The following is a 23,936-nucleotide window of genomic DNA, read 5'->3' on the forward strand; positions in this document are numbered from 1 at the left end:
AATGACGGGCAGATTGACAGGCCGCCGCGCGGTGGTGACGGGTGCGGGTGACGGCATCGGCAAGGGCATTGCCCGGCGCTTCGCCCAGGAAGGCGCCACTGTGATCGTCGCGGAATTCGATCCCGCCAGCGGCAGCGCAACCGCAGCCGAAATCGAGGCTGACGGTGGATCGGCCCGGTTCGTCACGGTCGACGTGACCGACAAGGCCAGCGTGCTGGCGATGATGGATGCGGCCGGGCCAGTCGATATCCTGGTCAACAACGCCTGGCGCGGCAGCGGTGTCTCCCGGTTTGAACGCAAGACCGACGAACAGATCGACACCGCGCTTCGAATGGGGCCTTATGCTGCAAAATGGGCGATGGACGCCGCCCTGCCCCACATGAAGGCGCAAGGATGGGGCCGTGTGGTCAACATGGCCTCGCTCAACGGCGTGAACGCCCACATGGGCAGCCTCGATTACAACCTCGCCAAGGAGGCGCTGCGCGCACTGACCCGCACGGCAGCGCGCGAATGGGCACCGTTCGGCATCTGCTGCAACGTGATCTGCCCCGCCGCCCTCTCCGCCTCATCGCGGCGGATGATGGCTATGCAGCCCGGTATGATCGAGCGGATCGAAGCCGCCAACCCGATGGGCCGGATGGGTGATCCCGAAGCCGACATTGCCGGGGTCGCGCTGTTCCTGGCCAGCGACGATGCGCGCTATGTCACCGGAAACACCCTGTTCGCGGACGGCGGCGCGCACATCAACGGGGTGGCCTGGGCGCCGGACCTCGGGGACTGAGCCGATGGCCCAGGCAAAGCTGCGCCGCCGCGCCCTGCTGACCGGCGGTGCGGTGACACTCGGCGCAGGCCTGCTGGGCGCGCGCTGGTGGAAGGGCTACCCCGATCTGCTCACCGCCGACGCTGCGGCGCAGAATGAAGCCGATCTGTTTGAGCGCGGTCTGATCGCCGTCGAACGCAGCGGCTGGACCAGACCGCCGGCCGTCATCCCCGCCTATCCGGAACTGACCGGCGACCTGACCACCGACGTTCTGGTCATCGGCGCCGGGCTGGCGGGATCGTCGCTGGCCCTCCATCTGGCGGAAGCGGGCGTGGCCGTGACCGTGCTCGAAGCGCGCCAGCCCGGATGGGGAGCTTCGGGGCGTAATGCGGGGCATGTCCTGCCGACCCTGCGCGATCCCGGCGTGTTTGCGAGCTTCCCGGATCGCGGCAAGACGTTCCTCGAGGCGTTTCGCGCCCACCACACGCTGCCCTATGACCTTCAGGCCCGTCATGGCTTTGCCGCCGATGCAGTGCGCAGCGGCTATCTCAACGTTGCGGCGGATGCCGATGGAATCCGGACGTTTCGCGCGCAGACTGCATGGATGGAGCAGCAGGGTCTGCTGTCCGTCGTCGAAATCGGCGGAGAGGACCTGCACCGCGCCACCGGCAGCAAGGCGTGGGACCGGGCACTGAACTATATCGATGGCGGGCGGGTCAATCCCTATCGCCTGACCAACGGGATGGCCGCCACTGCCGCGCGGCTGGGTGCCAGAATTTACGGCCAGTCACCCGCGCTGGCGATAGCCGGAAACGGGGGACGCTGGACTGTACGGACCGCCAAAGGCAGCGTCACGGCCGACCGGGTGGTCTTCTGCACCAATGCCTATCCCGGTGGGATCGTGCCGGAATTCACCGCCGCATTCTATCCGCTGACCGCCTATGCCCTGACGACCGAGCCTCTGCCCGACGATGCCCGGGCCGCAATCATGCCGGGTGGCCAGACGCTGGCGCAAGTGCCGATCGACCTGAACCCGCTGGTGCGGGATGAACAGGACCGGCTGATCCTGTCTTCGATCCCGACCGTATCATCACCGGCCGATGCCCGCTGGCACTTTGCCAACCAGCTGGACTGGCTGCACCGCACCTGGCCCGAAACGCGCGGCATGAAGATCGAACTGCAAGCCTATTGGACGGGACGGGTCGCGATGCGTGACCGGCAGTTCCCCGGCGTGTTCGAACTGCAGCCGGGCCTGTTCGGGCTGATGTATTTCAACGCCTGGGGCAATGTCATGGCCCCATTGATGGGCAAGCTGCTGGCCGAAGGGCTGGCTGCCGACCGGCTCGACACCCTGCCCTTCCCCATCGAAAAACCGCTGGCGGTGAGCAATCCTGGCAAGATGGACCGGATCATCCGCCACGTGATGATTCCGGCAGCGCGGACCGGCCAGCGGATCGGTTTGCTTTAGACGCTCGGCCGCCGATCCCGCCACGGCGCGGCGCGTTCCAGCTGGCCGGCCAGCCGGTACAGCGTCGCCTCATCCCCGAACCGACCCGTGAACATCACACCGATGGGCAAGCCGCCGGACGATTGTGCCAGCGGAACCGACATGCTGGGTTGCCCGGTCATATTGGCCATCTGCGTGAAGGGCGAGAACACCGCCGCGCGCTGCCCCCATTGCTGGAAATCGCAATCCGGCGTCAGGTTGATCCGGCCCAGCGGCAGCGGCGGTGCAGCAAGCGTGGGCGCCAGGATCACGTCGAACCGCTCCATGAACTGCGCCACGTTCAGGGCCAGCGCCTGGAGCGTATTGTTGGCGCGGGCGAAGTCCATGCCGCTGAAGCTCTTGCCGACTTCGATGAACCCCAGCGTGATCGGTTCCAGCACGTCAGGTCCCGGGACGATACCGGTTGCCTTCGCCCGGTCGGCAATGTCCGCGGCAATTGACGAACCGATCAGCACGAAGCTGGCCATGCCGATGGCCGCTGTGTCCCACTTGGGCTGGGCCACTTCAACGTGATGCCCCAGGCTTTCGCACAGCTTGGCCGCTTCCAGCGCCGCCGCGCGGCATTCCGGATCGACCGGGCTGCCCGAGGGAGATTCCACCATGACCGCGATCCGTAACTTGCCCGGATGCTTGCCCACTTGCGCCAGAAAGCCCTCGGCCGGAGCCTGCACGCCATAGCGTGACCCTGCCTCCACGCCGTGGGTCGCATCCATGATCGCGGCATTGTCGCGCACGCTCCAGCTGACGGCATGATGCGCGGACATCCCGCCCCAGCCTTCGGTGCGCGGCGGCCCCATCGGGATGCGCCCCCGGCTTGGCTTCATGCCGAACAGTCCGCAGCATGAAGCCGGAATGCGGATCGAGCCGCCGCCGTCAGTTGCGTGGGCGGCCGGCAAGACCCCTGCCGCCACCGCCGCAGCCGCCCCGCCGGACGAGCCGCCCGCGATGTGCGCCGGGTTCCACGGGTTGCGCGTGTCGCCGGTCAGCTTGTTCTCGGTCGTGCCGGTCAGCCCGAATTCCGGTGTCGTGGTCTTGCCGAAAACCACGAACCCGGCCCGTTCGATCCGGCGCACCAGTTCCGAGGTTACGGGGGCGCGATTGCCCTTGTAGAACCGGCTGCCCCCCTCGCTCAATTCCCCGGCGATATGGGTGTTCAGGTCCTTCAGCAGCCACGGAACGCCGGTGAACGCGCCTTTTGGCAAACCATCGGCAATGGCCTTGCGGGCACGATCGTAGTGCCGCTGGGCCATGAAATTGAACCGCGGATTGAGTGCCTCGGCCTTGCTGATGGCGGCTTCCAGCAGCTCGGTGGGCGAAACTTCGCGCTTCGCCACCAGAGCCGCCAGCCCCACTGCGTCATAATCGACAAGCAGGTCGGTTCCGCTGCCAGTCGGCCTGGCCTTGGCGGCACCGGTCAAGCCGGCCGCCGCCACTGCCGCACCGCCCGCGACCACTTCGCGCCGGGTCACCACGGCCCCCTATTCCGCCGCCTGGGCGTAGTAGCGCGAATAGAACTTGCGGAACCGCGGGATCGGCCCGTCGCCGTCGCAGATGATCGGGTTCGGTTCATACTTCTGCCGGTCCCAGACGACCTTGTCCTGATCGAACTGCTTGCAAATGTCGCGGATGATTGCCTTGGCAACACCGGCCCGCTCGCCTTCAGCCTGCGATTTGGGCTGGGTGAAGCAGAACCGGGCATGGACATGGTCCAGCTCGACCGGAGTGATGCAGGCCACCAGCAGCGTTTCGGAGATGCCGGTGAAGCGCGTCCAGCTCTGCCCCGGCCCCATCGTGTCATAGCTGATGCAGCCATCGACCTCGCCCCACGGTGTGCCCATCTTGGCGCGGACATCGGCGCCGCGGCCCCAGTCACCCCAGCGCAGTTCGCCGAGCGGCACGTTGGCGGTACCGTGGATATAGCGGAAATGCGCCACGTCGACGCCGTTTTCAGCCATGTTCTGGATCGAGCCCCAGACGTTCCATTCGTAGACGTCGAAATCGGTCCAGTCCGGGTCGGAGCATTCCGGCAGGTGCTGCACTTCGAACAGCGGCGCGACATCCTGCGGGTGATACCACGCCCAGATCCAGCGGTTCGCCTCGGTAATGTGCCAGGTGCGCGTGCACTTGCGCTTGACCTGCGGCGGGATCGCCTTGGCATAAGGGATGTCCTTCACCACGCCTTCGTCGCCGTCATAGCGCCAGGCGTGGAACGGGCATTCCAGCAGGTTGCCGTGAACCTTGCCGCCGTGCCCCATGTGCGCGCCCAGGTGCTTGCAATAGGCGTCCAGCATCCGGACCTGCCCATCCTCGCCCCGCCACATGGCCAGGTCCTGCGAGAAATAGCGCAGCGGCTTGACCTCGCCCACGGCCAGGTCCTTGGACAAGGCAATCGGATACCAGCCGAACGGGATGCCGATATCGAGATTGCGCTCGGCAATGCTGGCCCGGCCGGTGACTTCCGCCATACGCCAGTCGATCAGGTCCTGTCCGCGCAGTTTTTCAAGGATCTGCCAGACCGCGACCGGCGCGGTGCGGGCATCGGTGGCTGCTTTTTGATCAGTGGCTGACATGGCCGTTCTCCCAGAACAAGCGCCCGCGCATTGCGGGACACGACCGGACGGATCGGGTTGTCTCACCCGCCCGGATTTGCGTTGTGGATGGAGCAGACTTCCCGGCTCCAATCATGATAACCGTTGTGCTCATGCCGCCACCGGCGCGAGCGGCCCACCGTCCAGCGCACGGATCGGCACGCCCAGCCGCTCCAGCAGGGGCAGGCTTCGCGCCACCTGCCCGCTCAGCTCGCTGGCGGGACGGTGGCAGAGTTGCAGCGCGGCTTCGGCCATGGCCTCGACCGGCTCGATGTGGTCGCGCTCGTCCCAGCCGCCCACGGCCAGCGCACCCTCGCTGGCCACGGCACCAACCGGTGCCAACGCGTTGACCGCAATGTTCTCGCCACAGAGTTCCACTGCCCAACCCGCACTCAGCCGGTCCAGCGCGGCCTTGCTGGTGCCATAGACCGTGGGATGCCCATCGCGGTTATAGGCAACCTTGCGATCTGCCGGGTCATAGGGGGCTGGCGGCGGCAAGTCCGCCGTGGCGCTGGAGATGTTCAGAATCCAGCCAGCCCCGCTTTCTCGCATATACGGCAGCACGGCCTGCGACAGTTCCTGCGGGGCGTGCAGGTTCATCTGGAACGCCAGCGCGATCTGGCGCGGCTGCGCCTCCCAGATCGGGATGAAGCGCGACCAGGCAGCGTTGTTGACCAGAATGTCGACCCGGCCAAACCGGGCGACCGCTTCGGGAACGATCCGCGCGCGGTCCTCCGGATCGGCCAGGTTCGCCTGGATGGCGATCGCTTCGCCGCCCGCTGCCGTGATCGCGGCGATAGTCTCGCTCAGCGATCCGGCCAGCGGACCGCCCGGTTCCGCGGTCCGGGCGACCAGTGCAACCCGGGCGCCCTCCGCCGCGAACCGGCGGGCAATCGCCGCGCCGATACCGCGGCTGGCGCCGGTCACGATGGCCACGCGGCCTTGCAGGATACCGGGCATCACCGCTTACAGCTTGAACAGCTTGGTGGCGTTGTCGCGCAGGAACTTCGGCCAGACTTCATCCTTGAAGGGCACGTTTTCCATGTCCGACATGATCCGGTCCAGGCTGAGGCCCATCGGGAAATACCCGGCGTAGATCACCTTGTCCGCACCGCGCGTGTTGGCGTAGTCGATGATCGCCTTGGGATAATGCTTGGGCGCGAAGGCGCTGGTCGAATAATACAGGTTCGGCCACTTGAGCATCAGCTTCACGGCCAGCGCTTCCCACGGTTCAGCCCCGTGGCGCATCACGATCTTGAGGTCGGGGAAGAACCAGCACACCTCGTCCAGATGCTCGACCTTCTGGGTTTCCATCGGAATGCGCGGGCCGGGGATGCCGACGTTCAGCAGGATCGGAATGTCCAGTTCCACCGCGCAGGCATAGAGCGGGAACATGTACTTGTGGTTGATTGCCACCTGCGGCAGCGTCCCGCTGGGGAACACGCTGATCGCGGAGAGGCCGACTTCGGCGTGGATCCGCTTGATCCGGCGCACTTCTTCCATGCCCTTGTTCGGATCGCACGGCAGGTCGAAGAAGAACCGGTCGCCATAGAGTTCCTTGGCGCGGTAGGACGTCTCGTTCTCGTTCCAGCCGACCAGCGCCTTGCGGACATTGTGCTTGTCCATCTGGTCGACGGTCCACTTGATGTAGTCGTCCTGCTGGCCGGTCTGCGGAATGTCCTTGAACATGTACTGCGCCGGCATGGCGAATTGCTGCAGCGTCTGCGCGTCCTTGATCAGCGGGCGGAACGGCGCAAACCATTCGGCGCGGTCTTCCGCCTCCGGAATGCCCAGCATGCAGTCGATGATTCCGATGTCCTTGGGAAAGGCCATTTCATTGTACTCCGAAAAGGTGCGGCCACATGGCGCGCAGCTTGATCTTGTCGACCTTGCCGAGGTGGTTGCGCGGCAGGCTGTCGGGGCTGAAGGCGACGTGCGCGGGCGCCTTGTAGCGGGCAAGGCGTTCGCCCACCCATTGCTTGATAGCCGCCTCATCGGTGTCCTGCGCGACGACAACCGCAACCAGCAGTTCACCAAGGCGCTCATCCGGGATGCCGAACGCGGCACACTCGATCATGCCGGGCATCTCGCCCATCACGCGCTCGACCTCGGCGCAGTAAATGTTCTCGCCGCCGGAAATGACCATGTCCTTCACGCGGTCGACGATGAAGACATAGCCTTCCCCGTCGACGTAACCGACGTCGCCCGTGCGCAACCAGCCGTCAGCAGTGAACGCGGCGGCGGTTTCTTCCGGGCGGTTCCAGTAGCCCTGCATGACCATCGCCCCGCGGACCTGGATCTCTCCGCTGTCGCCCTGCGGCATCAAGGTGCCGTCCGGCGCGGCGATGCGCACATCGGCCAGTTGCAGCACGCGGCCGGCAGACGCGCGGTTGCGAATGAAATCCTCACCCACCGCCTGCGCCACGGCGCCCGAAGCCTCGGTCATGCCATAGCCCGTGCCCATCACCGCCTGCGGACAGACCGAGCGGATCTCGTCCAGCAGGTTGACCGGCAGCGCCTGTCCGCCCGATGCGATGTTGCGCAGCGAAGACAGGTCGGCCGCGCCCAGCTTGGCCTTGTGGAGCATGTCCCACAGCATGGTCGGCACGGCAGAGAACTGGGTGATCTGTTCGGCCTGGATCAGCCGCACCGCCTCATCCGCGTCCCAGCGGCGCATGATCACGACCTTGGTCCCCGCAAACAGCGGCGAGAGGAACGACGACCCCAGCCCCGACACATGGAACAAGGGATAGACCAGCAGCGTCGCCTGCTGCGGCAGGTTCGCCATGATCGTCTCGACCGGGATACCGTGCGCGCGCGCCATGTTGTGCAGCACCATCACCCCGGTCAGCTGGGTCGCCATCAGCCCGGTGATCAGGCTGCGATGGGTCAGCACCGCGCCCTTGACCCGGCCAGTGGTGCCGGACGTGAACAGGATCGCGCAAGGGTCTTCGGGCTTGGCCAGCCCCGGATCGGGGACCGGCTCGCCCGCGCGGCGATCAATCTCTTGCCCGTCGAACGGTTTGGTCAGATCGAGCATTCGCCCGGCAAAGCCGCCCGCGCGGATCAGCTCGGCCCGCGCCGTATCGGCCAGCACCAGCGCGGGCGTGACGTCTTCGATCATCGCCACCAGCTCGGCAGGCGAACCCCGGCTGTTGAGCAGCGCTGCGACCCCGCCTGCCTTGATCGTGGCCATGAATGCCACCATCCATTCGGCGCGGTTGCGCATGCAGATCGCCACCCGGTCGCCGCGCTGGATGTGCAGCATCGGCACCAGCTGGTCGCGCCAGGCAAACATCTGGTCAAAGCTCAGCCGGCGCTCCTCGCCCGCCGAGGAGAAGTCGACCACGAAGGTCTTGTCCCCGTGCCGCCGGGCGGATTCGATCATCAGGTTCAGATCGGGCGCGGCGTTGGCGAACTGGCGCAGGCCATCGCGCTCGACGATTTCGAACGGAGTGCCCGGCGCCGTTACGGCGGCGAAAACGGGATCAGTCTGGCTCATTGTGCTCCTGCCGTGTCTGCCTTGGCCGTAACTGCATTGGCCGCAATTTCCTTGGCCCAGCGATAGTCCTGCTTGCCGGCTGCCGAGCGCTTCACCGCATCGACCCAGACCAGCGCCTTGGGCAGCTTGTAGCCCGCCAGGCGTTCCGAGAGAAACGCCCGGACATCGGCAAAGTCGGGCTGCGCCGCACCGGGACGCAGCGAAACGACGCCGACCACCCGTTCACCCCAGCGATCGTCGCTTTGCCCGGCCACGACCGCATCGAAGATAGCCGGATGCGCGCGCAGCGCTTCCTCGACCTCTTCGGGAAAGACCTTCTCGCCGCCGGTGTTGATGCAGGTCGATCCCCGCCCGAACACCGTGATCTTGCCGGAAGCGTCCACCCGCGCGGCATCGCCCGAAACTGCCCAGAGCTTGCCGTCGATGGTCCGGAAAACTTCCGCGGACTTTTCGGGATCGCCCCAGTAGCCCACCGGCGTATGACCCGACCGCGCCAGAAAGCCGGTCTCGCCGGGCCGGGCGAGCCGGTCATCGATCACCACCTGCTGAACATCGTTCGCGTCCAGTTCCATCACGCCCTCGGCGCTCCGCGCAGCCTGGCCGGAGATGCCGGTTTCGGAACTGCCCATCCCGTCGGTGATGGTGCAATTGGCCGGCAACAGAGCGCGCAGATCGTCCTTCACGTGGGCCGAGAACACCGCCCCGCCCGAGCCGAAGTTGACGACATGCGCCAGGTTCCAGCGCCCCGGATGATCGCGCAAGGCATCGCGCAGCGGGATCGCCATCGCATCGCCCACGAACTGCACGATGTTGGCCCCGGTCCGCTCCACCTTGTCCAGCACGGCCACGGGGTCATAGCTGCGCGCCTCGTCCAGCACGATGGTCAGGCCATTGAGCAGGCCCGACCACATCGCCCAGACCGCCGCCGCGTGCATCAGCGGCGCCAGCGGCATCAGTTTCAGCGGATACCCGTGCGTCGCGCGGTCGGCGATGTCTTCCGGACAGGTCAGCGGCCCGTGCGGATTGAAGTATCCGGCCCCGCCCGCGCAGGCAAAGACAAAGGCCTTGTGCGGCCACATCACGCCCTTGGGCATGCCGGTGGTCCCGCCGGTGTAGATCAACAGCAGGTCATTCTCGCTGCGCTCCCACGGACCGGACGGCGCGGTGGCGGCCAGGTCCTCGAACGGAACCGAACCCGCAATATCGGTGCCGGCGCCATCATCAACCGCAACCGACAGCTTCAGGTCCGGCAGGCTGCCGTACAGCTCGCGCATCACCGGGCTGAACTCTGCCCCGTGGAAAATCGCGGCCGCGCGGGCATTGGTAAAAATGTAGCGCAGCTCGTCCGCGCGATAGCGGTAATTCACGTTGAACGGCACCGCGCCCAGCTTCAGCGTGGCAATCAGCGCCTCAAGGTGCGCGGCGCAATTCATCAGGTACAGGCCAACCGTATCGCCGCGCCCGATCCCGCGCGCGGCCAGGCCGCTGGCGATGGCGTCGGCGCGGGCATTGAGCTGCGCGAACGTTTCGGTCCGGGAATCCGTGATCAGCGCGATGCGGTCCGGCACGGTCGCCGCGACCGTCTCGAACAGGTCGGCCAGGTGATACTGGTGCGCCATTTCAGATCCGCCCCCGATTCTGGCGGGCAAGTTGCACTCTGGCCATGCTCTCTCCCACACGATTCGACGCGATAGTTCGTCGTTTTTTCCAACTTGTCACAATTTGCGGATTCCAAACAGTCAATTTTTACGCAAGATGCCAGCATCCCGGCGTAATTGGCCGAAAACGCACAACCCCCCAGATCGCGCCGATTGCGGAACATTTTGTGCCATACGGCCCAGCTACGGACAGGCATTCCGGCCTCGCCAGGGGTGGGTGATAGTCTGGCTTGCCCGGCTCAAGGATTTGCTTTGTGGATTCCACTGCCCTTGCGATTAGGGAAACGGCCATGCATAGAAGGCAGCCATGTCGAACACTCTGACCCATCTCCAGCGGCTCGAAGCCGAAGCGATCCACATCCTGCGCGAAGTCGTAGCCGAGGCCGAACGCCCGGTCATGCTCTATTCCGTGGGCAAGGACAGCGCCGTGATGCTGCATCTGGCGCGCAAGGCGTTCTATCCCTCGCCCCCGCCCTTCCCGCTGCTGCACGTCGACACCACGTGGAAGTTTCGCGCAATGTATGAGCTGCGCGACAAGATGGCCCGGGAATCGGGCATGGACCTGATCGTCTACCAGAACCCCGAAGCCGCCGCCCGCGGCATCAACCCATTCGATCACGGCGCGCTCCACACCGACATGTGGAAGACCGAGGGGCTGAAGCAGGCGCTCGACAAGTACGGCTTTGACGCGGCCTTCGGCGGGGCACGCCGGGACGAGGAAAAGAGCCGCGCCAAGGAACGCATCTTCTCGTTCCGCACCGCCAACCACGGCTGGGACCCCAAGAACCAGCGACCGGAGCTGTGGAACCTCTACAACGCCAAGAAACACAAGGGCGAAAGCATCCGTGTCTTCCCGATCAGCAACTGGACCGAACTCGATGTGTGGCAATACATCCAGCTGAACGACGTGCCGATCGTCCCGCTCTATTTCGCGGCCAAGCGCCCCACGGTGATGCGCGATGGGATGCTGCTGATGGTGGACGACGACCGCTTCCCGCTCCAGCCCGGTGAAGTGCCGGTGGAGCGTTCGATCCGGTTCCGCACGCTGGGATGCTATCCGCTGACCGGCGCGGTGGAGAGCGAGGCGGCGACCCTGTCCGAAGTGATCCAGGAAACGCTGCTGACCACCACCAGCGAACGCCAGGGCCGCGCCATCGACAAGGACGCCAGCGGCGCCGGTATGGAAGTGAAAAAGCAGCAGGGATATTTCTGATGACCGACACCCCCGTTTATCAGACCGAGGCCCTGATCGCCGAGGACATCGACGCCTATCTCGACAAGCATCAGCACAAGACGATGCTGCGCTTCATCACCTGCGGCAGTGTGGACGACGGCAAGTCCACGCTGATCGGGCGGCTGCTTTATGACAGCAAGATGATCTTCGAGGACCAGTTGGCCGCGCTGGAAAACGACAGCAAGAAGCAGGGCACGCAGGGGCAGGAGATCGACTTTGCGCTGCTGGTCGATGGCCTTGCCGCCGAACGCGAACAGGGCATCACCATCGACGTCGCCTATCGCTTTTTCGGCACCGAGAAGCGCAAGTTCATCGTCGCGGACTGCCCGGGCCATGAGCAGTACACCCGCAACATGGTGACCGGCGCCTCGACCGCCGATTTGGCGGTGATCCTGATCGACGCACGCAAGGGCGTGCTGACGCAGACCCGGCGGCACAGCTTCCTGTGCCACCTGATCGGCATCCGCCATATCGTGCTGGCGGTGAACAAGATGGACCTGGTCGATTACAGCCAGTCCCGCTTTGACGAGATCGTGGCCGATTACCGCGCCTTCGCCGAAAGCATCGGCATCACCGCCTTCACCGCGCTTCCGATTTCCGGGTTCAAGGGCGACAACATCACCGCCCTGTCCGCGAACACCCCGTGGTTCACCGGCCCGACGCTGGTCGAGCACCTGGAAACGGTGGAGCTGGACAATACTGCCGATCAGGCCAGGCCGCTGCGGATGCCGGTGCAATGGGTCAACCGCCCGAACCTGGACTTCCGGGGGTTTTCCGGCCTGATCGCAAGCGGCTCCGTGCGCCCCGGCGATGCGGTGCGCGTACTGCCATCGGGCAAGACCAGCACGGTCACGCGGATCGTCACGCTCGACGGTGATCTGGACCAGGCGGCCGCCGGCCAATCGGTCACGCTGTGCTTCGCGGACGAGATCGACTGTTCGCGCGGGGACGTCATCGCGGCAGCCGATGCCCCGCCCGAAGTCGCAGACCAGTTCGAAAGCACACTGGTCTGGCTGGATGACGACGCCCTGCTGGTCGGACGGTCATACTGGTTGAAGCTGGGCACACAGACCGTGTCGGTAACAGTGCAGGCCCCCAAGTACACGATCAACGTCAACACACTGGACAAGCTGGCCGCCAAGACGCTGGAGCTGAATGCCATCGGCGTGGCCGAGATCACCACCGACCGGCCGCTGGTCTTCGAACCCTATACCGACAGCCGGACGCTGGGCGGGTTCATCCTGATCGAAAAGCTGTCCAACCGCACGGTGGGTGCGGGCATGCTGCACTTCAGCCTGCGCCGGGCGCAGAACGTGCACTGGCAGGCGCTGGACATCACCCGCGCCGCCCATGCCGCGCTGAAGCACCAGAAACCCGCCGTGCTGTGGTTCACCGGGCTGTCCGGTTCGGGCAAGTCGACCATTGCCAACATGGTCGAAAAGCGCCTCCACGCGCTGGGGCATCACACCTTCCTGCTGGATGGCGACAACGTCCGCCACGGGTTGAACAAGGACCTCGGCTTTACCGAGGCCGACCGGATCGAGAATATCCGCCGCGTTGGCGAAGTGGCCAAGCTGATGACCGATGCCGGCCTCATCGTGCTCACCGCCTTCATCAGCCCCTTCGCCGCCGAGCGTGAAATGGTGCGCGCGATGCTGCCTGCCGGAGAGTTCATCGAGATCTTCGTCGACACCCCGCTGGAAGTGGCCGAAGCGCGTGATGTGAAGGGCCTCTACAAGAAGGCCCGGAGCGGACAGCTGAAGAACTTCACCGGGATCGACAGCCCCTATGAAGCGCCGCGAAATCCGGAAATCCGGGTCGACACCACGCGCGAAACGCCCGAAGAGGCCGCTACACGGATCGTGGACATGATTACAGGGAATCGCGACGACTCATGAATGCCGACCATATGACGGATGCCCAGCTGGCCGCGCACCTTGCCGAAGTGGCCGGGCGGCTGCTGCTGGACGTGCGCGCCGCCGGGGTGCTCTCGCTCAAGGCGCTGGGCAAGGCGGGCGATGCCACGGCCAACCAGTTCCTGTGCCATGCACTGCGCGAGCTGCGCCCCGATGACGGGCTGCTTTCGGAAGAGGAAAAGGACAACTTCGACCGGCTGGCCAGCTCGCGCGTGTGGATCGTCGATCCGGTCGACGGCACGCGCGAGTATGGCGAGGAACGGACCGACTGGGCCGTCCACGTCGCGCTGGCGATCGATGGCCGCCCGGTCCACGGCGCGGTCGCGCTGCCGGGCGCGGGCCTCGTGCTGCGCAGCGATCAGCCCGCCCCCGTCCCCCCCGCCCCCGACCGGCTGCGGATGGTCGTCAGCCGCACGCGTCCGGCCGCCGAGGCCATGGCCGTTGCGGCCGCGCTCGATGCCGAAGTGATCCCCATGGGCAGCGCCGGAGCGAAGGCGATGGCGGTCGTGCTGGGCCAGGCCGACATCTACCTGCATACCGGCGGCCAGTACGAATGGGACAGCTGCGCCCCTGCCGCCGTCGCGCTCGCCCACGGGCTGCACGTCAGCCGGATCGATGGCAGCCCGCTGGTCTATAACCAGGCCGATACCTACATGCCCGACCTGCTGATCTGCCGTCCGCAGCATGCGCAGCCGGTGCTGGACTTGCTGGCCCAGCAATAGCCCGTTTGGGTTATGCGAAGCGCACTTCGAATCGCTAGCCTCCCCGCCAACCGGTAAGTGCCGGACGGGTAGGGAGAGGGATCGATGAAGTTTTCGATCATTTACGAAGCGCAGATGGTGGATACCAGCCGCGCCAATGAACAGGCCGTGTTCCTGCAGATCGTCGAGCAGGCGAAGCTGGCCGAGCAGATGGGCTTCGACTGCATCTGGTGCGTGGAACACACCGCACTGACGCAATATGCGCACATGTCTGCCCCGGAAACGGTGCTGGCGTTCATCGCTGGGGCGACCAGCCGCATCCATGTCGGCCACGGCGTGGTCTGCCTGCCGCCCGCGATGAACCACCCGGTCAAGGTGGCCGAACGGATCGCCACGCTGGACATCCTATCGCAAGGGCGCCTGCACTTTGGTGTCGGCAAGGGCGGGACCGAGCAGGAAGCCGGCACCTTTGGCTACAGCCTGGCCGAACTGGGGCCGATGATCGATGAATCGATGTACCTGATCCCCAAGATCATGGTTCAGGACGAGATCGAGCACGACGGGCAATACATCAAGATCCCCAAGCGCCCGATCCATCCCAAGCCCTACCAGGATCCGCACCCGCCGATGTACATGGCCTGCACGCGCGAAGCGACGCTGACCGCTGCCGGATCGCGCGGGATCGGGGCGCTAGTGCTGGGCTTTTCCGGGCCGGAGGAAATCGCCAAGAAGAACGCGATCTACCGCGAGGCCTTCCGCACCCGCAAGCCGGAGGACCAGGTTGGCTTCCGCCCGACCGAGCATCTGGCCGCGCTGTGCGCCGCGACCGTGCTGGACGACCGTGAAAAGGCCCGCAAGATCGGCCTGCGCGGGCAGCGCTTCTTCGCCGAATCGATCGCCTACTGGTATCAGGGCGGCCCGCGCCCGACCGTCGATGACGATCTGACCGCAGAAGATCATGCCAAGGTGCTCGAACAGGGCAAGCAGGCGACCATCGCCTATCTCTCCGAAGAGGCGATCCCGGTCGGCGACGAGCACTTGTCGAACTATACCGTGGCGCAGGATGCCTATGGCACGCCGGACGACTGCATCCGCTATGTCCAGCGGCTGGCCGATGCGGGCGCGGACGAGATCCTGTTCATTTTCCAGATGGGCGGCATTCCGCACGACGTGATCATGGAATCGATCCGCAACATCGGGGAAAAGGTCATCCCGCATTTCCGCGCGAAGGCGCTGGCGGCGGAATAACCGGAATAGCCAGGGGACTGCCCAAGCCGGCCGAATGGTCCTATGCACCGGGGATGGACGTTTCCGTCGATCCCCGGTTTTCCGATCTGCTGGCCCGCCTGTTTGGCGGGATCGATGCCCCACAGCCGTGGGAGAGCTTTCTGGAGGCGCTGGCGAGGTGGCTGGACGCAACCTTTGCCACGCTGATCATTGCCGCCCCCGGACGCGGATTGCCCGGCACGTTCATCACCCCTGGCGCCGACCCGGACCATGCCCGGATGTATCTGGGCAATTACTTCACCGACGATCCGTTCCAGAACCTGCCGGAAGGACGGGTCATATCGTTCGGGGAATTCATCGCGGGCAAGCCGCCGGGTGAGCACGCGGCCTATCGCGAATACCTCGTGCTGGCAGGCGGGGAACAGGTGCTGGCGGTGGACCTGCGCTTTGGCGGGCAGTTCGAGGCCCGCTTTCGTGCAACGCGCACTTCCGACCGGCCGGACTTCACCGCCCGCGAGCGCGCCCGCTTCCAGGAACTGGTGCCGCACATGCGCATCGCGGTGGGACTGTTCGAAAAGCTGCAGTTCGCCAATGCCCAGCACGGCGTGTTCCGCAGCGCCACCGATGGGCTGGGCCTGGCGCTGCTGGTGCTGGACCGGCAAGGCCGGATCGTCAGCAGTAACCTGCTGGCAGAGCGCATCCTGGCCGAAGGCGAAGCGTTGCGCCGCGCCGGCGATACGGTGCGGTTCGATGCCACCGCGCTAAAACAAAAGGTCGCGGACCTGCTATCCAGCGGCAGCGATGCGGGCGGGGTTTCGCGTTTCCGCATTCCCCGGCCGGAACATGGCGATCTGGTGGCAACCGCCCGCGCAATCGATCTGCCCGCGATCCATTCCGGCACTGGCGCGCTGGCGCTGTTTCTGGCCCGCCCGGAAAATGACCGCGTGCTGGACCCCGAAGCCATCCGCGATCTGCTGGGCGTCACCCGCGCCGAAGCCCGCCTCTGCGCCGAACTGGCCCACGGCCATTCGCTGGTCGAAGCCGCCCGCCTGCTGGGCATTGCCCACAACACCGCCAAGGCGCAGCTGCGCTCGGTCTTTGCCAAGACGCAGGTTCACCGGCAATCACAGCTGATGAACCTGCTTGGCGCGCTGTCGGGCTAGGCGATCAGCGCGTAATCTTCCATCACCGGCCGGGACATGGCCTTGTCGAAATCGTCATAGCTCCACGGCCAGGTCGCGGGCACGCCTTCATCATCGAGATACCAGCTGGTGCAGCCCGATCCGAAGATCGTCTTTTTCGCCGCCGCGATCCGCCGGGTTTCGTAATCGTCGAAGGCCGCCTGCGTTGGCACGACCCCGCGTGCTTCGCCGCTACGCAGCCGCGCGATCAGCTGGTCGATGTACGTCCACTGCCGTTCGGCAATGTCGATCAGCGAGAAGTTGCCGACCGGCCCGGTCGGGCCATTGAGCATGAAGAAGTTCGGGAAGCCGGGAATCGTGACCGCGTAATAGGCCGTCGGGCGGCGCTCCCACACGGTGTCGAGCGAAACTCCGCCCGCGCCCAGCACTGTCGTCGGCCGGATGAACCGATCGGCATGAAAGCCCGTCGCCAGGATCAGCGTGTCGAGTTCATGGAACGTGCCATCCTGCATCCGCACGCCATTGGGTTCGATCCGCTCGATCCGGCCGGTTTCGACGAACACCGCCGGATGCTGGACCTCCTCGTAATAGCACCACGAATAGATCAGCCGCTTGCAGGCCGCGCGGTAGTTGGGGCGCAGCTTCTCGCGCAGGATCGGGTCCCGGATGCTGTCCTCCAGATGCTGGCGGCACACTTCCTCGATCTGGTGCATCGCCTCACCTTCGATGTCGGTGACACCATCGGTGAACCGCTTGATCGCGCCGATGTATTCCTCGTTATAGCGGATCGCATCGATCAGCGCCGGGTCCTTGCGGAATGCCGCACGGTCCTCGTCGGTATAGGCGAACTGCGGCACCGGCATGACCCACTGCGGGCTGCGTTGGAAGTGGACCAGGTTCTTCACCCGCTTGTTGATCGCGGTGACGATCTGGATTCCGGTCGAACCGCACCCGATCAGCCCCACCCTGGCGCCATCGATCGGCGCGGCATCATCCCAGCGCGCGGTGTGGAACGCCGGACCGGCAAAGGTGTCCAACCCCGGAATATCCGGCGTCTTGGGATGGTGCAGCACACCCGATGCGGCAATCACCACATCGACTTCGATCCGCTCGCCATTGCCCAGCGTCAGGGTCCAGGTCTGGCTGGCATCGTCGAACACGGCCCCGACGACTTCGGAATTGAACCGGATCGAGGGCAGGAGGTCATACTTGCTGGCAACGTATTCGAAATAGGTCTGAATTTCCCCGCCGGTCGCGTAGTAGCTCTGCCATTCGGCGTAGGGTTCGAACGAGTAGGTATAGGCGTGGGCCGGCACGTCGCAGGTCAGCCCCGGATAGCGGTTCTCGCGCCAGGTCCCGCCCAGCTTGGCGGCCTTTTCAAACACGGTGAAGTTTTCCCCGCGCTCCTTCAGCTTGATCGCGGCCAGCAAGCCCGCCATCCCCGCACCAATGACCGCATAGCGCAGTGCCTTTGTTGAATCGGTCATCAATGCATCCTCTTTGCTCTGGTTCGTGGCCATCATGCTTATGTGTCCGAACCTGCGCCAACATCACCCGATAGGGTTATGTTCACCGCCTTCCGCTCTGGCACACTGCCGGGGACAGACAGGATAAGGTGGGAGACGGTGATGGCAGGCGACTTTCCGGCAGGGGCGTGCGTGGTGTTTGGCGGCAGCGGCGGGATCGGCCAGGGCGTGGCGCTGGAATTCGGCCGCGCGGGCAGCGATGTGGCGATCTGCTATCGCTCCAAGCAGGACGTCGCCCAGCGCACGGCCGATGCGATCCGCGCGCTGGGCGTGAACGCCACGATCCACCAGGTCGACGTGCGCGACCGCGCGGCCGTGGACGGTGTTGTTGCGGAAATTGCTGCGCAGCATGGCCGTGTTCATTCGATGGTCTGGGGCGCCGGACCGCTGGTTGCGCAGACCCCGCTGGCGGAATGGAGCGAGGACCAGTTCCGCAATGCGATGGAGGTCGAGGTCTTCGGCTTCTACAACGCCACCCGCGCGCTGATCCCGCACATGCGCGAGCAAGGCGGCGGCAGTTTCGTTCACCTCGGCTCGGCCGGGCATGACTGGTTTCCGAAACTGGATGGCCTGTCGGTCGTCCCCAAGGCCGCGAACGAAGCCCTGATCAAGGGTATCGCCAAGGAGGAAGGCGAATACAACATTCGCGCCAATTCCGTGCTGGTCGGCGTGATCGACGCGGGCATGTTCCATGAACTCTCCGCACAAGGCGTTTTCGACGAAAAATGGGTGGAGGAAACGCACAAGCTGCTGTGCCTGCGCCGCTGGGGACAGGCCGCGGACATCGGCGCGGCAGCGGTGTTCTTTGCCTCGGCCAAGGCCGGTTACGTGACCGGGCAGACGATCTCGGTTTCGGGCGGGTTCGGTGTCTGACAGCCTGACTCCCGCGCCGATGGAACTGGCCGAGGCGCTGGACCGGATGGCGCTGCAAAAGCTGGTCTGGACCTATTGCCATGCCATCGACCGGCACGACCTGGCGCTGGTGCGCAGCCTCTATCACGACGATGCGGTGGACGACCACAGCCCGATGTTCATCGGCTCGCCCGACGAATACGTCGCCTGGCTGCCCGCGATGCTGGCCAACTGGCAGCTGACGGCGCACACGATCACCGCGATGCAGTTCCTGATCGCGGGCGACCTGGCGGAAGGCGAGCTGGCAAGCACGGCCTATCACCGCACGGCCGATGGAAGCCGCGAGGTTATCGCCCACGGCCGCTACCTCGACCGCTATCGCAAGGCCGATGGGGTGTGGAAATTCCAGCACCGCTCGCTCGTGCTGGACTGGCTGGAGGACCGCCCGGTCCAGCGCGGCGATGGTCCCGGCATCGAGCAGGGCCTTGCCACCGGTCAGCCGGGGCGCACCGACCCGATCTATGCGCGCCTGCGGCTGTTCGCGGCAGACCGGCTTACGCGGGCATGAGCGATCCGCCGTTGACGTGAATGACCTGGCCGTTGACCCAGGCCCCATCGCCCGACAGCAACAGCGCCACCATCGCCGCAATATCGTCCGCACACCCCACGCGCGTGCTGGGGGCGCGCGCCAGGTAACCGTCGATCAGGGCCTGCGGAACCTGCCCGCCCGCGATCATCTCTGGCGTCATCACGAACCCCGGCGCCACGCAGTTCGCGCGAATGCCCGCACTGCCCCAGCGCGTTGCGACATGGCGCATCAGGGCGTTGAGCCCGCTCTTCGATGCGGCATAGGCCGGACGCTGGCCATCGCCGGCATGGGATGCCCCGGAACTCGTGTAGACCAGCGCCCCGCCCCCGGCCGCCAGCAGGTGCGGCAGGGCCGCGCGGGTGCACAGCAGGTGCCCACGCAAGTTGACTGCAAGGGTGCGGTCGAACACGGCCAGATCCAGATCGAGCGCGTCGGTATCCTCGAAAATGACGCGCAGATCGGCCGCGTTGACGTGCACCCCGTCAAGCCGCCCCAGCCAGGCGGTCGCATCAGCAAAGGCGGTCTGCACCGCACCCTCGTCGGCAATGTCGATGGCCACCGCATGCGCCGCCGCGCCGAGTTCGGCGGCGACCCCGCGCGCCGCCGCCAGGTTGATGTCGGCAACGCAAACCCTGGCGCCTTCGCGCACCAGCCGCCGCGCCGTTGCCGCGCCGATCCCGGTGCCCGCCCCGACGATCAGGATCGCCTTGCCCTGCATTCGTTCCGTCATCGTCCCCTCCGTGTTGTCGTTTATCCCAGCAAGTGGCCGGTCAGGTCGCCCGCCATGTCGAAATGGCTGTAATCCCGGCTGGCAAAGTGCCACTCGCCGCCATGGCGCCGAAAGGCGTCATGATACCGCCCCGCTGCAATGACCTGGATCGGTTGGCCGTCCAGCTGTTGCAGCACGGTGTAATACGATCGGCAGGTCGCCGTGCCGCCAGACTCGTCCACCGCGAAAATCGGATTGGTGATGACGTGCTTCGAGCGCGGAGTACCGCAGGGATAGAGCACGATCCGGGTGCGCCAGATGCCCAGCAATTCCGCCCCATCGGTTGCGCGCCCACCCGCGAGGATGATCGTCGCCCGGTCAAACAAGGCTGCCGCGCCTTCGAAATCGCCCGCGTCAAAGCGTTCGGCATACGTGTAGAGCAGGTTGGCAATCGCGGTTTCGGCAAGCATGGACGCGCCCCTTTCCTGGGCTTGATGCAGACTGTGGCCGAATGTGTGCCACCCGGCCCGGACTGCGGATTGCACCGCCTCTCGCATGATGCTTAGTCATGGTCTGGCCCCGGTGGCAACGGCCACCTGGCAAGGGAAGGAACGCTGGCGGACATGAACGGGCGGCACCGCGTGCTCTATGCGGGATCCCGGCTCCACACCCCGGTGCTGGAGCGGCTTGCCCCTGCCCGCGCGGCCGGATTTACCGCCATTTCGATCTGGCCCAGCGACGTGCGCGGGATGGAGCTGGACGCGGTCCGGCAACAGGTGAACGCTGCCGGTCTGGTGGTTACCGAAGTGGAGATGATCGGCAACTGGCTGCCCGCCCACGCCGCCGCGCCCGATGGTGTCTGGCGGGCAGTGAAATGGCAGACGGCGGATCGCCTGCTGCCGCTTGCCGCCGCGCTGGGCGCGCAGACCGTTTCGGCCAGCGAGCTGTTCGGCGTATCCGATCCCCTCCCCGAAATCGCCCGCCATTTCGGCACACTCTGCCACCACGCTGCCGACTACGGCCTGCGGATCGCACTGGAATTTGTGCCAACCGGCGCGGTGCCGTCGCTCGCGGCGGCCTGGGAAGTGATCCAGCGCGCCGATTGCCCCAATGGCGGGCTGATGATCGACAGCTGGCACTTCCATCGCAGCGGATCATCGCTGGATCAGTTGTCGCGGATTCCGGGCGACCGGATCTTCTCGGTCCAGCTGTCCGACGCCAGCGCAGGACCGGAAGCGGACCTGACCGCCGGCATGACCAATCGCCTGCGCCCCGGGGCCGGGGTCATCCCCTGGCTTGGCTTCATGCAGGCCTTGTCCGCCACGGGCACCACGTGCCCCATCGGCATCGAAGCTTTCGCAAGGGACATCGATGCCCTGCCCACCGACACCGCAATGCAGGCCTGCGCCGATGCGCTGGACGCCTGCCTTGCTCTTTCCGACATGACCATGGAAGCTCTGCAATGACCTCGAACCGCTATCCCCACCTGCTCTCCCCCGGCAAGATCGGCACGTTGGAGCTGAAGAACCGCATCGCCGTGACGGCAATGGGCGTCAGCCTGTCGGAAGATGATGGCACCGTTGGCGAACAGCTGATTGCCTATCACGAGGAGCAGGCGCGCGGCGGCGCGGGCCTGATCATTTCGGGCGTGGCCGGGGTGGCCTGGCCGGTCGGCCAGGTGGCGTGGCAGCAGACCGCGATTTCGGATGACAAGTTCATTCCCGGCCTCAAGGCGCTTACCGACCGGGTCCATGCCCACGGCGCGAAAATCGCGGTGCAGCTGCACCACGGCGGGCTGGTCGCGGGTTACTCGCATGCACGCTATGGTCACCCGCTCTGGGCGCCCAGCCTGCCCCCCGCCCCCAAGGGCAACTTCACCGAGCATTTCCTGATGGAAGAGCTGGCCGGGATGGCGGGCATGAAGCCGCCGGAAATCAAGGTGCTCGAACAGGCCGACATCGATCTGGTCGTCGCCCAGTTCGGCGCTGGCGCGCGCCGGGCCAAGGCCGCCGGGTTCGATGGGCTGGAGATTCACGCCGGGCATGGCTATCTGCTGTCCAGCTTCGTCTCGCCCTATACCAACAAGCGCACCGACCAGTACGGCGGCCCGCTGGAAAATCGCCTGCGGCTGTTGCTGGAAGTATTGGCGGCGGTCCGCGCCGAAGTGGGGGCTGACTATCCGGTATGGGTCAAGCTGGACTCGCGCGAGATCGGCAAGGACGGCATCACGATCGAGGACAGCAAGGCCGCTGCCCGCATGCTGGAAGCCGCCGGGGCCGACGCCATCACCGTCACCACCTATCACGAAACCGGCAAGGGCGCGCTCCATTCGGAATCGCACACCCCGCACGTGGAAAGCTTCAACCTGCCCGCCACGGCAGAGATGCGCAGCGCAGTCAGCATCCCGGTGATCGGATCGGGCCGGGTCGAGCCGGAGACGGCGGACAAGGCCATTGGTTCGGGCGAGCTGGATTTCGTGGCAATGGGCCGCAAGCTGCTGGCTGACCCGGCGCTGCCCAACAAGCTGCTGGCGGGCAACCCGGACAAGGTGCGCCCCTGCGTCTATTGCTACACCTGCATCAGCGCGATCTACATGGGCGGCGGAGCGCGCTGCGCGGTCAACCCGGACCTCAGCTTCGAACATGAACCGGCTGAACTGAAGGCTGCCGCGCCCAAACGCGTGGCCGTGATCGGCGGCGGTCCGGGCGGCATGGAAAGCGCCCGGCGTCTGGCCGCGCTGGGCCACAAGGTGACGCTGATCGAACAGAGCGAACGCCTGGGCGGCACGCTCCGCTTCGCCAGCCTGGCCTATCCCGCCAACGAACGCCTGCTGGACTGGCTGCGCCAGGAAGTGGCCGAAGCGGACATCGACGTGCGCCTGTCCACCACGGCCACGTCCGAATTGCTGCGCAGCCTGAACGTCGACGACGTGATCGTGGCGACTGGCGCCATCCGCGGCATGCCTGAGATTCCGGGCGGCGAATTGGCGCACGTGTTCTCTGGCGACGACATGCGCCGGATGATGCTGGGCGAAAGCTCTGAAGAACTGAAGCGCAAGACCGGCCTGTTCACCCGCCTCGCCACCAAGGTCGGCGCGGCGACCGGGGCAACCGCCAATCTGGCGCTAGTGCGCAAGGCCACCCATGCGTGGATGCCGCTGGGTGACAACATCGCCATCATCGGCGGCGAACTAGTCGGCATCGAACTCGCCGAGTTCCTGGCCGAGCGTGGCCGCACCGTGAACGTGATCGAGGAAGCCCCGCGTCTGGGCAAGGGGCTGACGCTGGTGCGGCGCATGCGCATCCTGACCGAACTGGCCGAACACGGCGTCGGCCTGCATGGTGGCGCCAGCGCGGTGACCATCGGGCCGAAAGAGGTCACGTTCACGGACATGCAGGGCAATGTGCAGACCGTGCCGGCCGACAACGTGATCGTCGCCAAGGGCGCGGCGGGCGACCTGAAGCTGGCGGACACGCTGAGCGCAGCGGGATTCCGGGTCCACCCGATCGGCGATGCCACCGGCGTCGGTTACATCGAAGGTGCCATGCACGGCGCCCGCGCGGCGGTGCGGGCAATTGCCGGGGTCGCGGCTTGAGCCTCGACCTGCTGCTGGCAGAGCGGGCCATCGCCCGCGCCCTCACCCGGATCGCGCGCGCCATGGACGCGCGCGACTGGGATGGGCTGGCGGCGGAGCTGACCGAAGACGCAACCGCCGAACTGGGCACCGGGCCACTCACCGGCCCGGCCGCCATCATCGGCCTGATCCGCAGCTATCTGGATGCATGCGGCCCCACGCAGCACCTGCTGGGCAACCTGCTCGTCGAAGTGGACGGCGACCGGGCCAGCAGCCGCTGCTACGTCAGTGACATGCACCTTGGCCCAGCCGGACAGCAGGACATTACCTTCGCCACACTGGGCGACTATCACGACGAGTGGCGCTGCATCGCCGGCACATGGAAACTGGCCCACCGTACCAAGCTGAACCGCGCGCACATTGGCAGTTTTGCGGTGTTTGGCGGGTAACG

General features: G+C 65.9%; 21 protein-coding genes. 12 read left to right on the plus strand and 9 right to left on the minus strand.

Features of this window, described 5'->3' with window-relative positions:
- The first annotated feature begins 1 nt into the window (after position 1).
- Positions 2 to 781, plus strand: coding sequence for an SDR family NAD(P)-dependent oxidoreductase (locus IE113_RS08610; RefSeq protein ID WP_189540465.1), 780 nt, complete (start codon positions 2 to 4; stop codon positions 779 to 781).
- Positions 782 to 785: 4 nt separating this feature from the next.
- Positions 786 to 2,228, plus strand: a complete 1,443-nt coding sequence (locus tag IE113_RS08615; RefSeq protein ID WP_189540467.1) for an NAD(P)/FAD-dependent oxidoreductase — start codon at positions 786 to 788, stop codon at positions 2,226 to 2,228.
- Here IE113_RS08615 and IE113_RS08620 read toward each other — a convergent pair.
- The 6 genes from IE113_RS08620 to IE113_RS08645 all read right to left on the minus strand — a co-directional run bounded on the left by IE113_RS08620 (position 2,225) and on the right by IE113_RS08645 (position 9,976).
- A complete protein-coding gene (locus tag IE113_RS08620; RefSeq protein WP_229822233.1) occupies positions 2,225 to 3,736 on the minus strand; it encodes an amidase in 1,512 nt (503 codons plus the stop codon). The two genes, IE113_RS08615 and IE113_RS08620, sit on opposite strands and share 4 nt — an antisense overlap.
- A gap of 9 nt (positions 3,737 to 3,745) precedes the next feature.
- A complete protein-coding gene (locus tag IE113_RS08625; protein ID WP_189540471.1) occupies positions 3,746 to 4,837 on the minus strand; it encodes a Rieske 2Fe-2S domain-containing protein in 1,092 nt (363 codons plus the stop codon).
- A 129-nt stretch (positions 4,838 to 4,966) separates the two neighbouring features.
- Positions 4,967 to 5,815, minus strand: coding sequence for an SDR family NAD(P)-dependent oxidoreductase (locus IE113_RS08630; protein WP_189540472.1), 849 nt, complete (start codon positions 5,813 to 5,815; stop codon positions 4,967 to 4,969).
- 6 nt (positions 5,816 to 5,821) lie between these two features.
- Positions 5,822 to 6,688: an amidohydrolase family protein gene (locus tag IE113_RS08635; protein ID WP_189540475.1), complete on the minus strand. Its 867-nt coding sequence runs from the start codon at positions 6,686 to 6,688 to the stop codon at positions 5,822 to 5,824.
- Between the two features lies 1 nt (position 6,689).
- A complete protein-coding gene (locus IE113_RS08640) occupies positions 6,690 to 8,357 on the minus strand; it encodes a class I adenylate-forming enzyme family protein (protein WP_189540477.1) in 1,668 nt (555 codons plus the stop codon).
- Positions 8,354 to 9,976: an AMP-binding protein gene (locus IE113_RS08645; protein ID WP_189540479.1), complete on the minus strand. Its 1,623-nt coding sequence runs from the start codon at positions 9,974 to 9,976 to the stop codon at positions 8,354 to 8,356. The genes IE113_RS08640 and IE113_RS08645 overlap by 4 nt, the downstream gene beginning before the upstream one ends.
- Before the next feature lie 346 nt (positions 9,977 to 10,322).
- Between IE113_RS08645 and cysD the strand changes: the two genes are divergently transcribed.
- The 5 genes from cysD (at position 10,323) to IE113_RS08670 (ending at position 16,256) form a co-directional block, all read left to right on the plus strand.
- Positions 10,323 to 11,228 (plus strand): sulfate adenylyltransferase subunit CysD, encoded by a 906-nt coding sequence (cysD, locus tag IE113_RS08650; protein WP_189540482.1) that lies wholly within the window; start codon positions 10,323 to 10,325, stop codon positions 11,226 to 11,228.
- The gene (gene cysN / locus IE113_RS08655; protein WP_189540484.1) at positions 11,228 to 13,147 is read left to right on the plus strand and encodes a sulfate adenylyltransferase subunit CysN; all 1,920 of its coding nucleotides are present in this window, start codon (positions 11,228 to 11,230) and stop codon (positions 13,145 to 13,147) included. Before cysD ends, cysN begins: the two co-directional genes overlap by 1 nt.
- A gap of 11 nt (positions 13,148 to 13,158) precedes the next feature.
- A complete protein-coding gene (locus tag IE113_RS08660) occupies positions 13,159 to 13,887 on the plus strand; it encodes a 3'(2'),5'-bisphosphate nucleotidase CysQ (protein ID WP_189540714.1) in 729 nt (242 codons plus the stop codon).
- Positions 13,888 to 13,971: 84 nt separating this feature from the next.
- Positions 13,972 to 15,114 carry an LLM class flavin-dependent oxidoreductase gene (locus tag IE113_RS08665; protein ID WP_189540486.1) on the plus strand — a complete coding sequence of 381 codons (1,143 nt, stop codon included), beginning with the start codon at positions 13,972 to 13,974 and terminating at the stop codon, positions 15,112 to 15,114.
- Between the two features lie 53 nt (positions 15,115 to 15,167).
- The gene (locus IE113_RS08670; protein WP_189540488.1) at positions 15,168 to 16,256 is read left to right on the plus strand and encodes a helix-turn-helix transcriptional regulator; all 1,089 of its coding nucleotides are present in this window, start codon (positions 15,168 to 15,170) and stop codon (positions 16,254 to 16,256) included.
- Here IE113_RS08670 and IE113_RS08675 read toward each other — a convergent pair.
- Positions 16,253 to 17,722, minus strand: coding sequence for a flavin-containing monooxygenase (locus IE113_RS08675; protein WP_189540490.1), 1,470 nt, complete (start codon positions 17,720 to 17,722; stop codon positions 16,253 to 16,255). The genes IE113_RS08670 and IE113_RS08675 overlap by 4 nt on opposite strands.
- A gap of 141 nt (positions 17,723 to 17,863) precedes the next feature.
- On the opposite strand from IE113_RS08675, the gene IE113_RS08680 reads away from it, so the two are divergent.
- Both IE113_RS08680 and IE113_RS08685 read left to right on the plus strand, forming a co-directional pair.
- The gene (locus tag IE113_RS08680) at positions 17,864 to 18,634 is read left to right on the plus strand and encodes an SDR family NAD(P)-dependent oxidoreductase (RefSeq protein ID WP_189540492.1); all 771 of its coding nucleotides are present in this window, start codon (positions 17,864 to 17,866) and stop codon (positions 18,632 to 18,634) included.
- The gene (locus tag IE113_RS08685; RefSeq protein WP_229822235.1) at positions 18,627 to 19,181 is read left to right on the plus strand and encodes a nuclear transport factor 2 family protein; all 555 of its coding nucleotides are present in this window, start codon (positions 18,627 to 18,629) and stop codon (positions 19,179 to 19,181) included. The genes IE113_RS08680 and IE113_RS08685 overlap by 8 nt, the downstream gene beginning before the upstream one ends.
- Here IE113_RS08685 and IE113_RS08690 read toward each other — a convergent pair.
- Together IE113_RS08690 and IE113_RS08695 are read right to left on the minus strand one after the other, a co-directional pair.
- Positions 19,168 to 19,932, minus strand: coding sequence for an SDR family NAD(P)-dependent oxidoreductase (locus tag IE113_RS08690; RefSeq protein ID WP_189540494.1), 765 nt, complete (start codon positions 19,930 to 19,932; stop codon positions 19,168 to 19,170). The genes IE113_RS08685 and IE113_RS08690 overlap by 14 nt on opposite strands.
- A gap of 20 nt (positions 19,933 to 19,952) precedes the next feature.
- On the minus strand, positions 19,953 to 20,381 hold the full coding sequence (locus tag IE113_RS08695; RefSeq protein ID WP_189540496.1) for a nuclear transport factor 2 family protein: 429 nt from the start codon (positions 20,379 to 20,381) through the stop codon (positions 19,953 to 19,955).
- A 153-nt stretch (positions 20,382 to 20,534) separates the two neighbouring features.
- Between IE113_RS08695 and IE113_RS08700 the strand changes: the two genes are divergently transcribed.
- From IE113_RS08700 to IE113_RS08710, 3 genes are read left to right on the plus strand one after another with little or no spacing between them, the layout of a single operon-like run.
- Positions 20,535 to 21,377 carry a sugar phosphate isomerase/epimerase family protein gene (locus IE113_RS08700; RefSeq protein WP_189540498.1) on the plus strand — a complete coding sequence of 281 codons (843 nt, stop codon included), beginning with the start codon at positions 20,535 to 20,537 and terminating at the stop codon, positions 21,375 to 21,377.
- On the plus strand, positions 21,374 to 23,506 hold the full coding sequence (locus IE113_RS08705) for an oxidoreductase (protein ID WP_189540500.1): 2,133 nt from the start codon (positions 21,374 to 21,376) through the stop codon (positions 23,504 to 23,506). Before IE113_RS08700 ends, IE113_RS08705 begins: the two co-directional genes overlap by 4 nt.
- A complete protein-coding gene (locus tag IE113_RS08710; RefSeq protein ID WP_189540503.1) occupies positions 23,503 to 23,934 on the plus strand; it encodes a nuclear transport factor 2 family protein in 432 nt (143 codons plus the stop codon). The genes IE113_RS08705 and IE113_RS08710 overlap by 4 nt, the downstream gene beginning before the upstream one ends.
- Positions 23,935 to 23,936 lie beyond the last annotated feature (2 nt).

This window comes from Novosphingobium arvoryzae (genome assembly GCF_014652615.1).
Classification (GTDB): Bacteria; Pseudomonadota; Alphaproteobacteria; order Sphingomonadales; family Sphingomonadaceae; genus Novosphingobium; species Novosphingobium arvoryzae.

What these genes read in the sequence shown, in the direction of transcription:
- IE113_RS08610 (WP_189540465.1), top strand. Translation starts at nt 2, where the DNA reads ATGACGGGCAGATTGACAGGCCGCCGCGCGGTGGTGACGGGTGCGGGT.
- IE113_RS08615 (WP_189540467.1), top strand. Translation starts at nt 786, where the DNA reads ATGGCCCAGGCAAAGCTGCGCCGCCGCGCCCTGCTGACCGGCGGTGCG.
- IE113_RS08625 (WP_189540471.1), bottom strand. Translation starts at nt 4,837, where the DNA reads ATGTCAGCCACTGATCAAAAAGCAGCCACCGATGCCCGCACCGCGCCG.
- IE113_RS08630 (WP_189540472.1), bottom strand. Translation starts at nt 5,815, where the DNA reads ATGCCCGGTATCCTGCAAGGCCGCGTGGCCATCGTGACCGGCGCCAGC.
- IE113_RS08635 (WP_189540475.1), bottom strand. Translation starts at nt 6,688, where the DNA reads ATGGCCTTTCCCAAGGACATCGGAATCATCGACTGCATGCTGGGCATT.
- IE113_RS08640 (WP_189540477.1), bottom strand. Translation starts at nt 8,357, where the DNA reads ATGAGCCAGACTGATCCCGTTTTCGCCGCCGTAACGGCGCCGGGCACT.
- IE113_RS08645 (WP_189540479.1), bottom strand. Translation starts at nt 9,976, where the DNA reads ATGGCGCACCAGTATCACCTGGCCGACCTGTTCGAGACGGTCGCGGCG.
- cysD (WP_189540482.1), top strand. Translation starts at nt 10,323, where the DNA reads ATGTCGAACACTCTGACCCATCTCCAGCGGCTCGAAGCCGAAGCGATC.
- cysN (WP_189540484.1), top strand. Translation starts at nt 11,228, where the DNA reads ATGACCGACACCCCCGTTTATCAGACCGAGGCCCTGATCGCCGAGGAC.
- IE113_RS08660 (WP_189540714.1), top strand. Translation starts at nt 13,159, where the DNA reads ATGACGGATGCCCAGCTGGCCGCGCACCTTGCCGAAGTGGCCGGGCGG.
- IE113_RS08665 (WP_189540486.1), top strand. Translation starts at nt 13,972, where the DNA reads ATGAAGTTTTCGATCATTTACGAAGCGCAGATGGTGGATACCAGCCGC.
- IE113_RS08670 (WP_189540488.1), top strand. Translation starts at nt 15,168, where the DNA reads ATGGACGTTTCCGTCGATCCCCGGTTTTCCGATCTGCTGGCCCGCCTG.
- IE113_RS08675 (WP_189540490.1), bottom strand. Translation starts at nt 17,722, where the DNA reads ATGACCGATTCAACAAAGGCACTGCGCTATGCGGTCATTGGTGCGGGG.
- IE113_RS08680 (WP_189540492.1), top strand. Translation starts at nt 17,864, where the DNA reads ATGGCAGGCGACTTTCCGGCAGGGGCGTGCGTGGTGTTTGGCGGCAGC.
- IE113_RS08690 (WP_189540494.1), bottom strand. Translation starts at nt 19,932, where the DNA reads ATGACGGAACGAATGCAGGGCAAGGCGATCCTGATCGTCGGGGCGGGC.
- IE113_RS08695 (WP_189540496.1), bottom strand. Translation starts at nt 20,381, where the DNA reads ATGCTTGCCGAAACCGCGATTGCCAACCTGCTCTACACGTATGCCGAA.
- IE113_RS08700 (WP_189540498.1), top strand. Translation starts at nt 20,535, where the DNA reads ATGAACGGGCGGCACCGCGTGCTCTATGCGGGATCCCGGCTCCACACC.
- IE113_RS08705 (WP_189540500.1), top strand. Translation starts at nt 21,374, where the DNA reads ATGACCTCGAACCGCTATCCCCACCTGCTCTCCCCCGGCAAGATCGGC.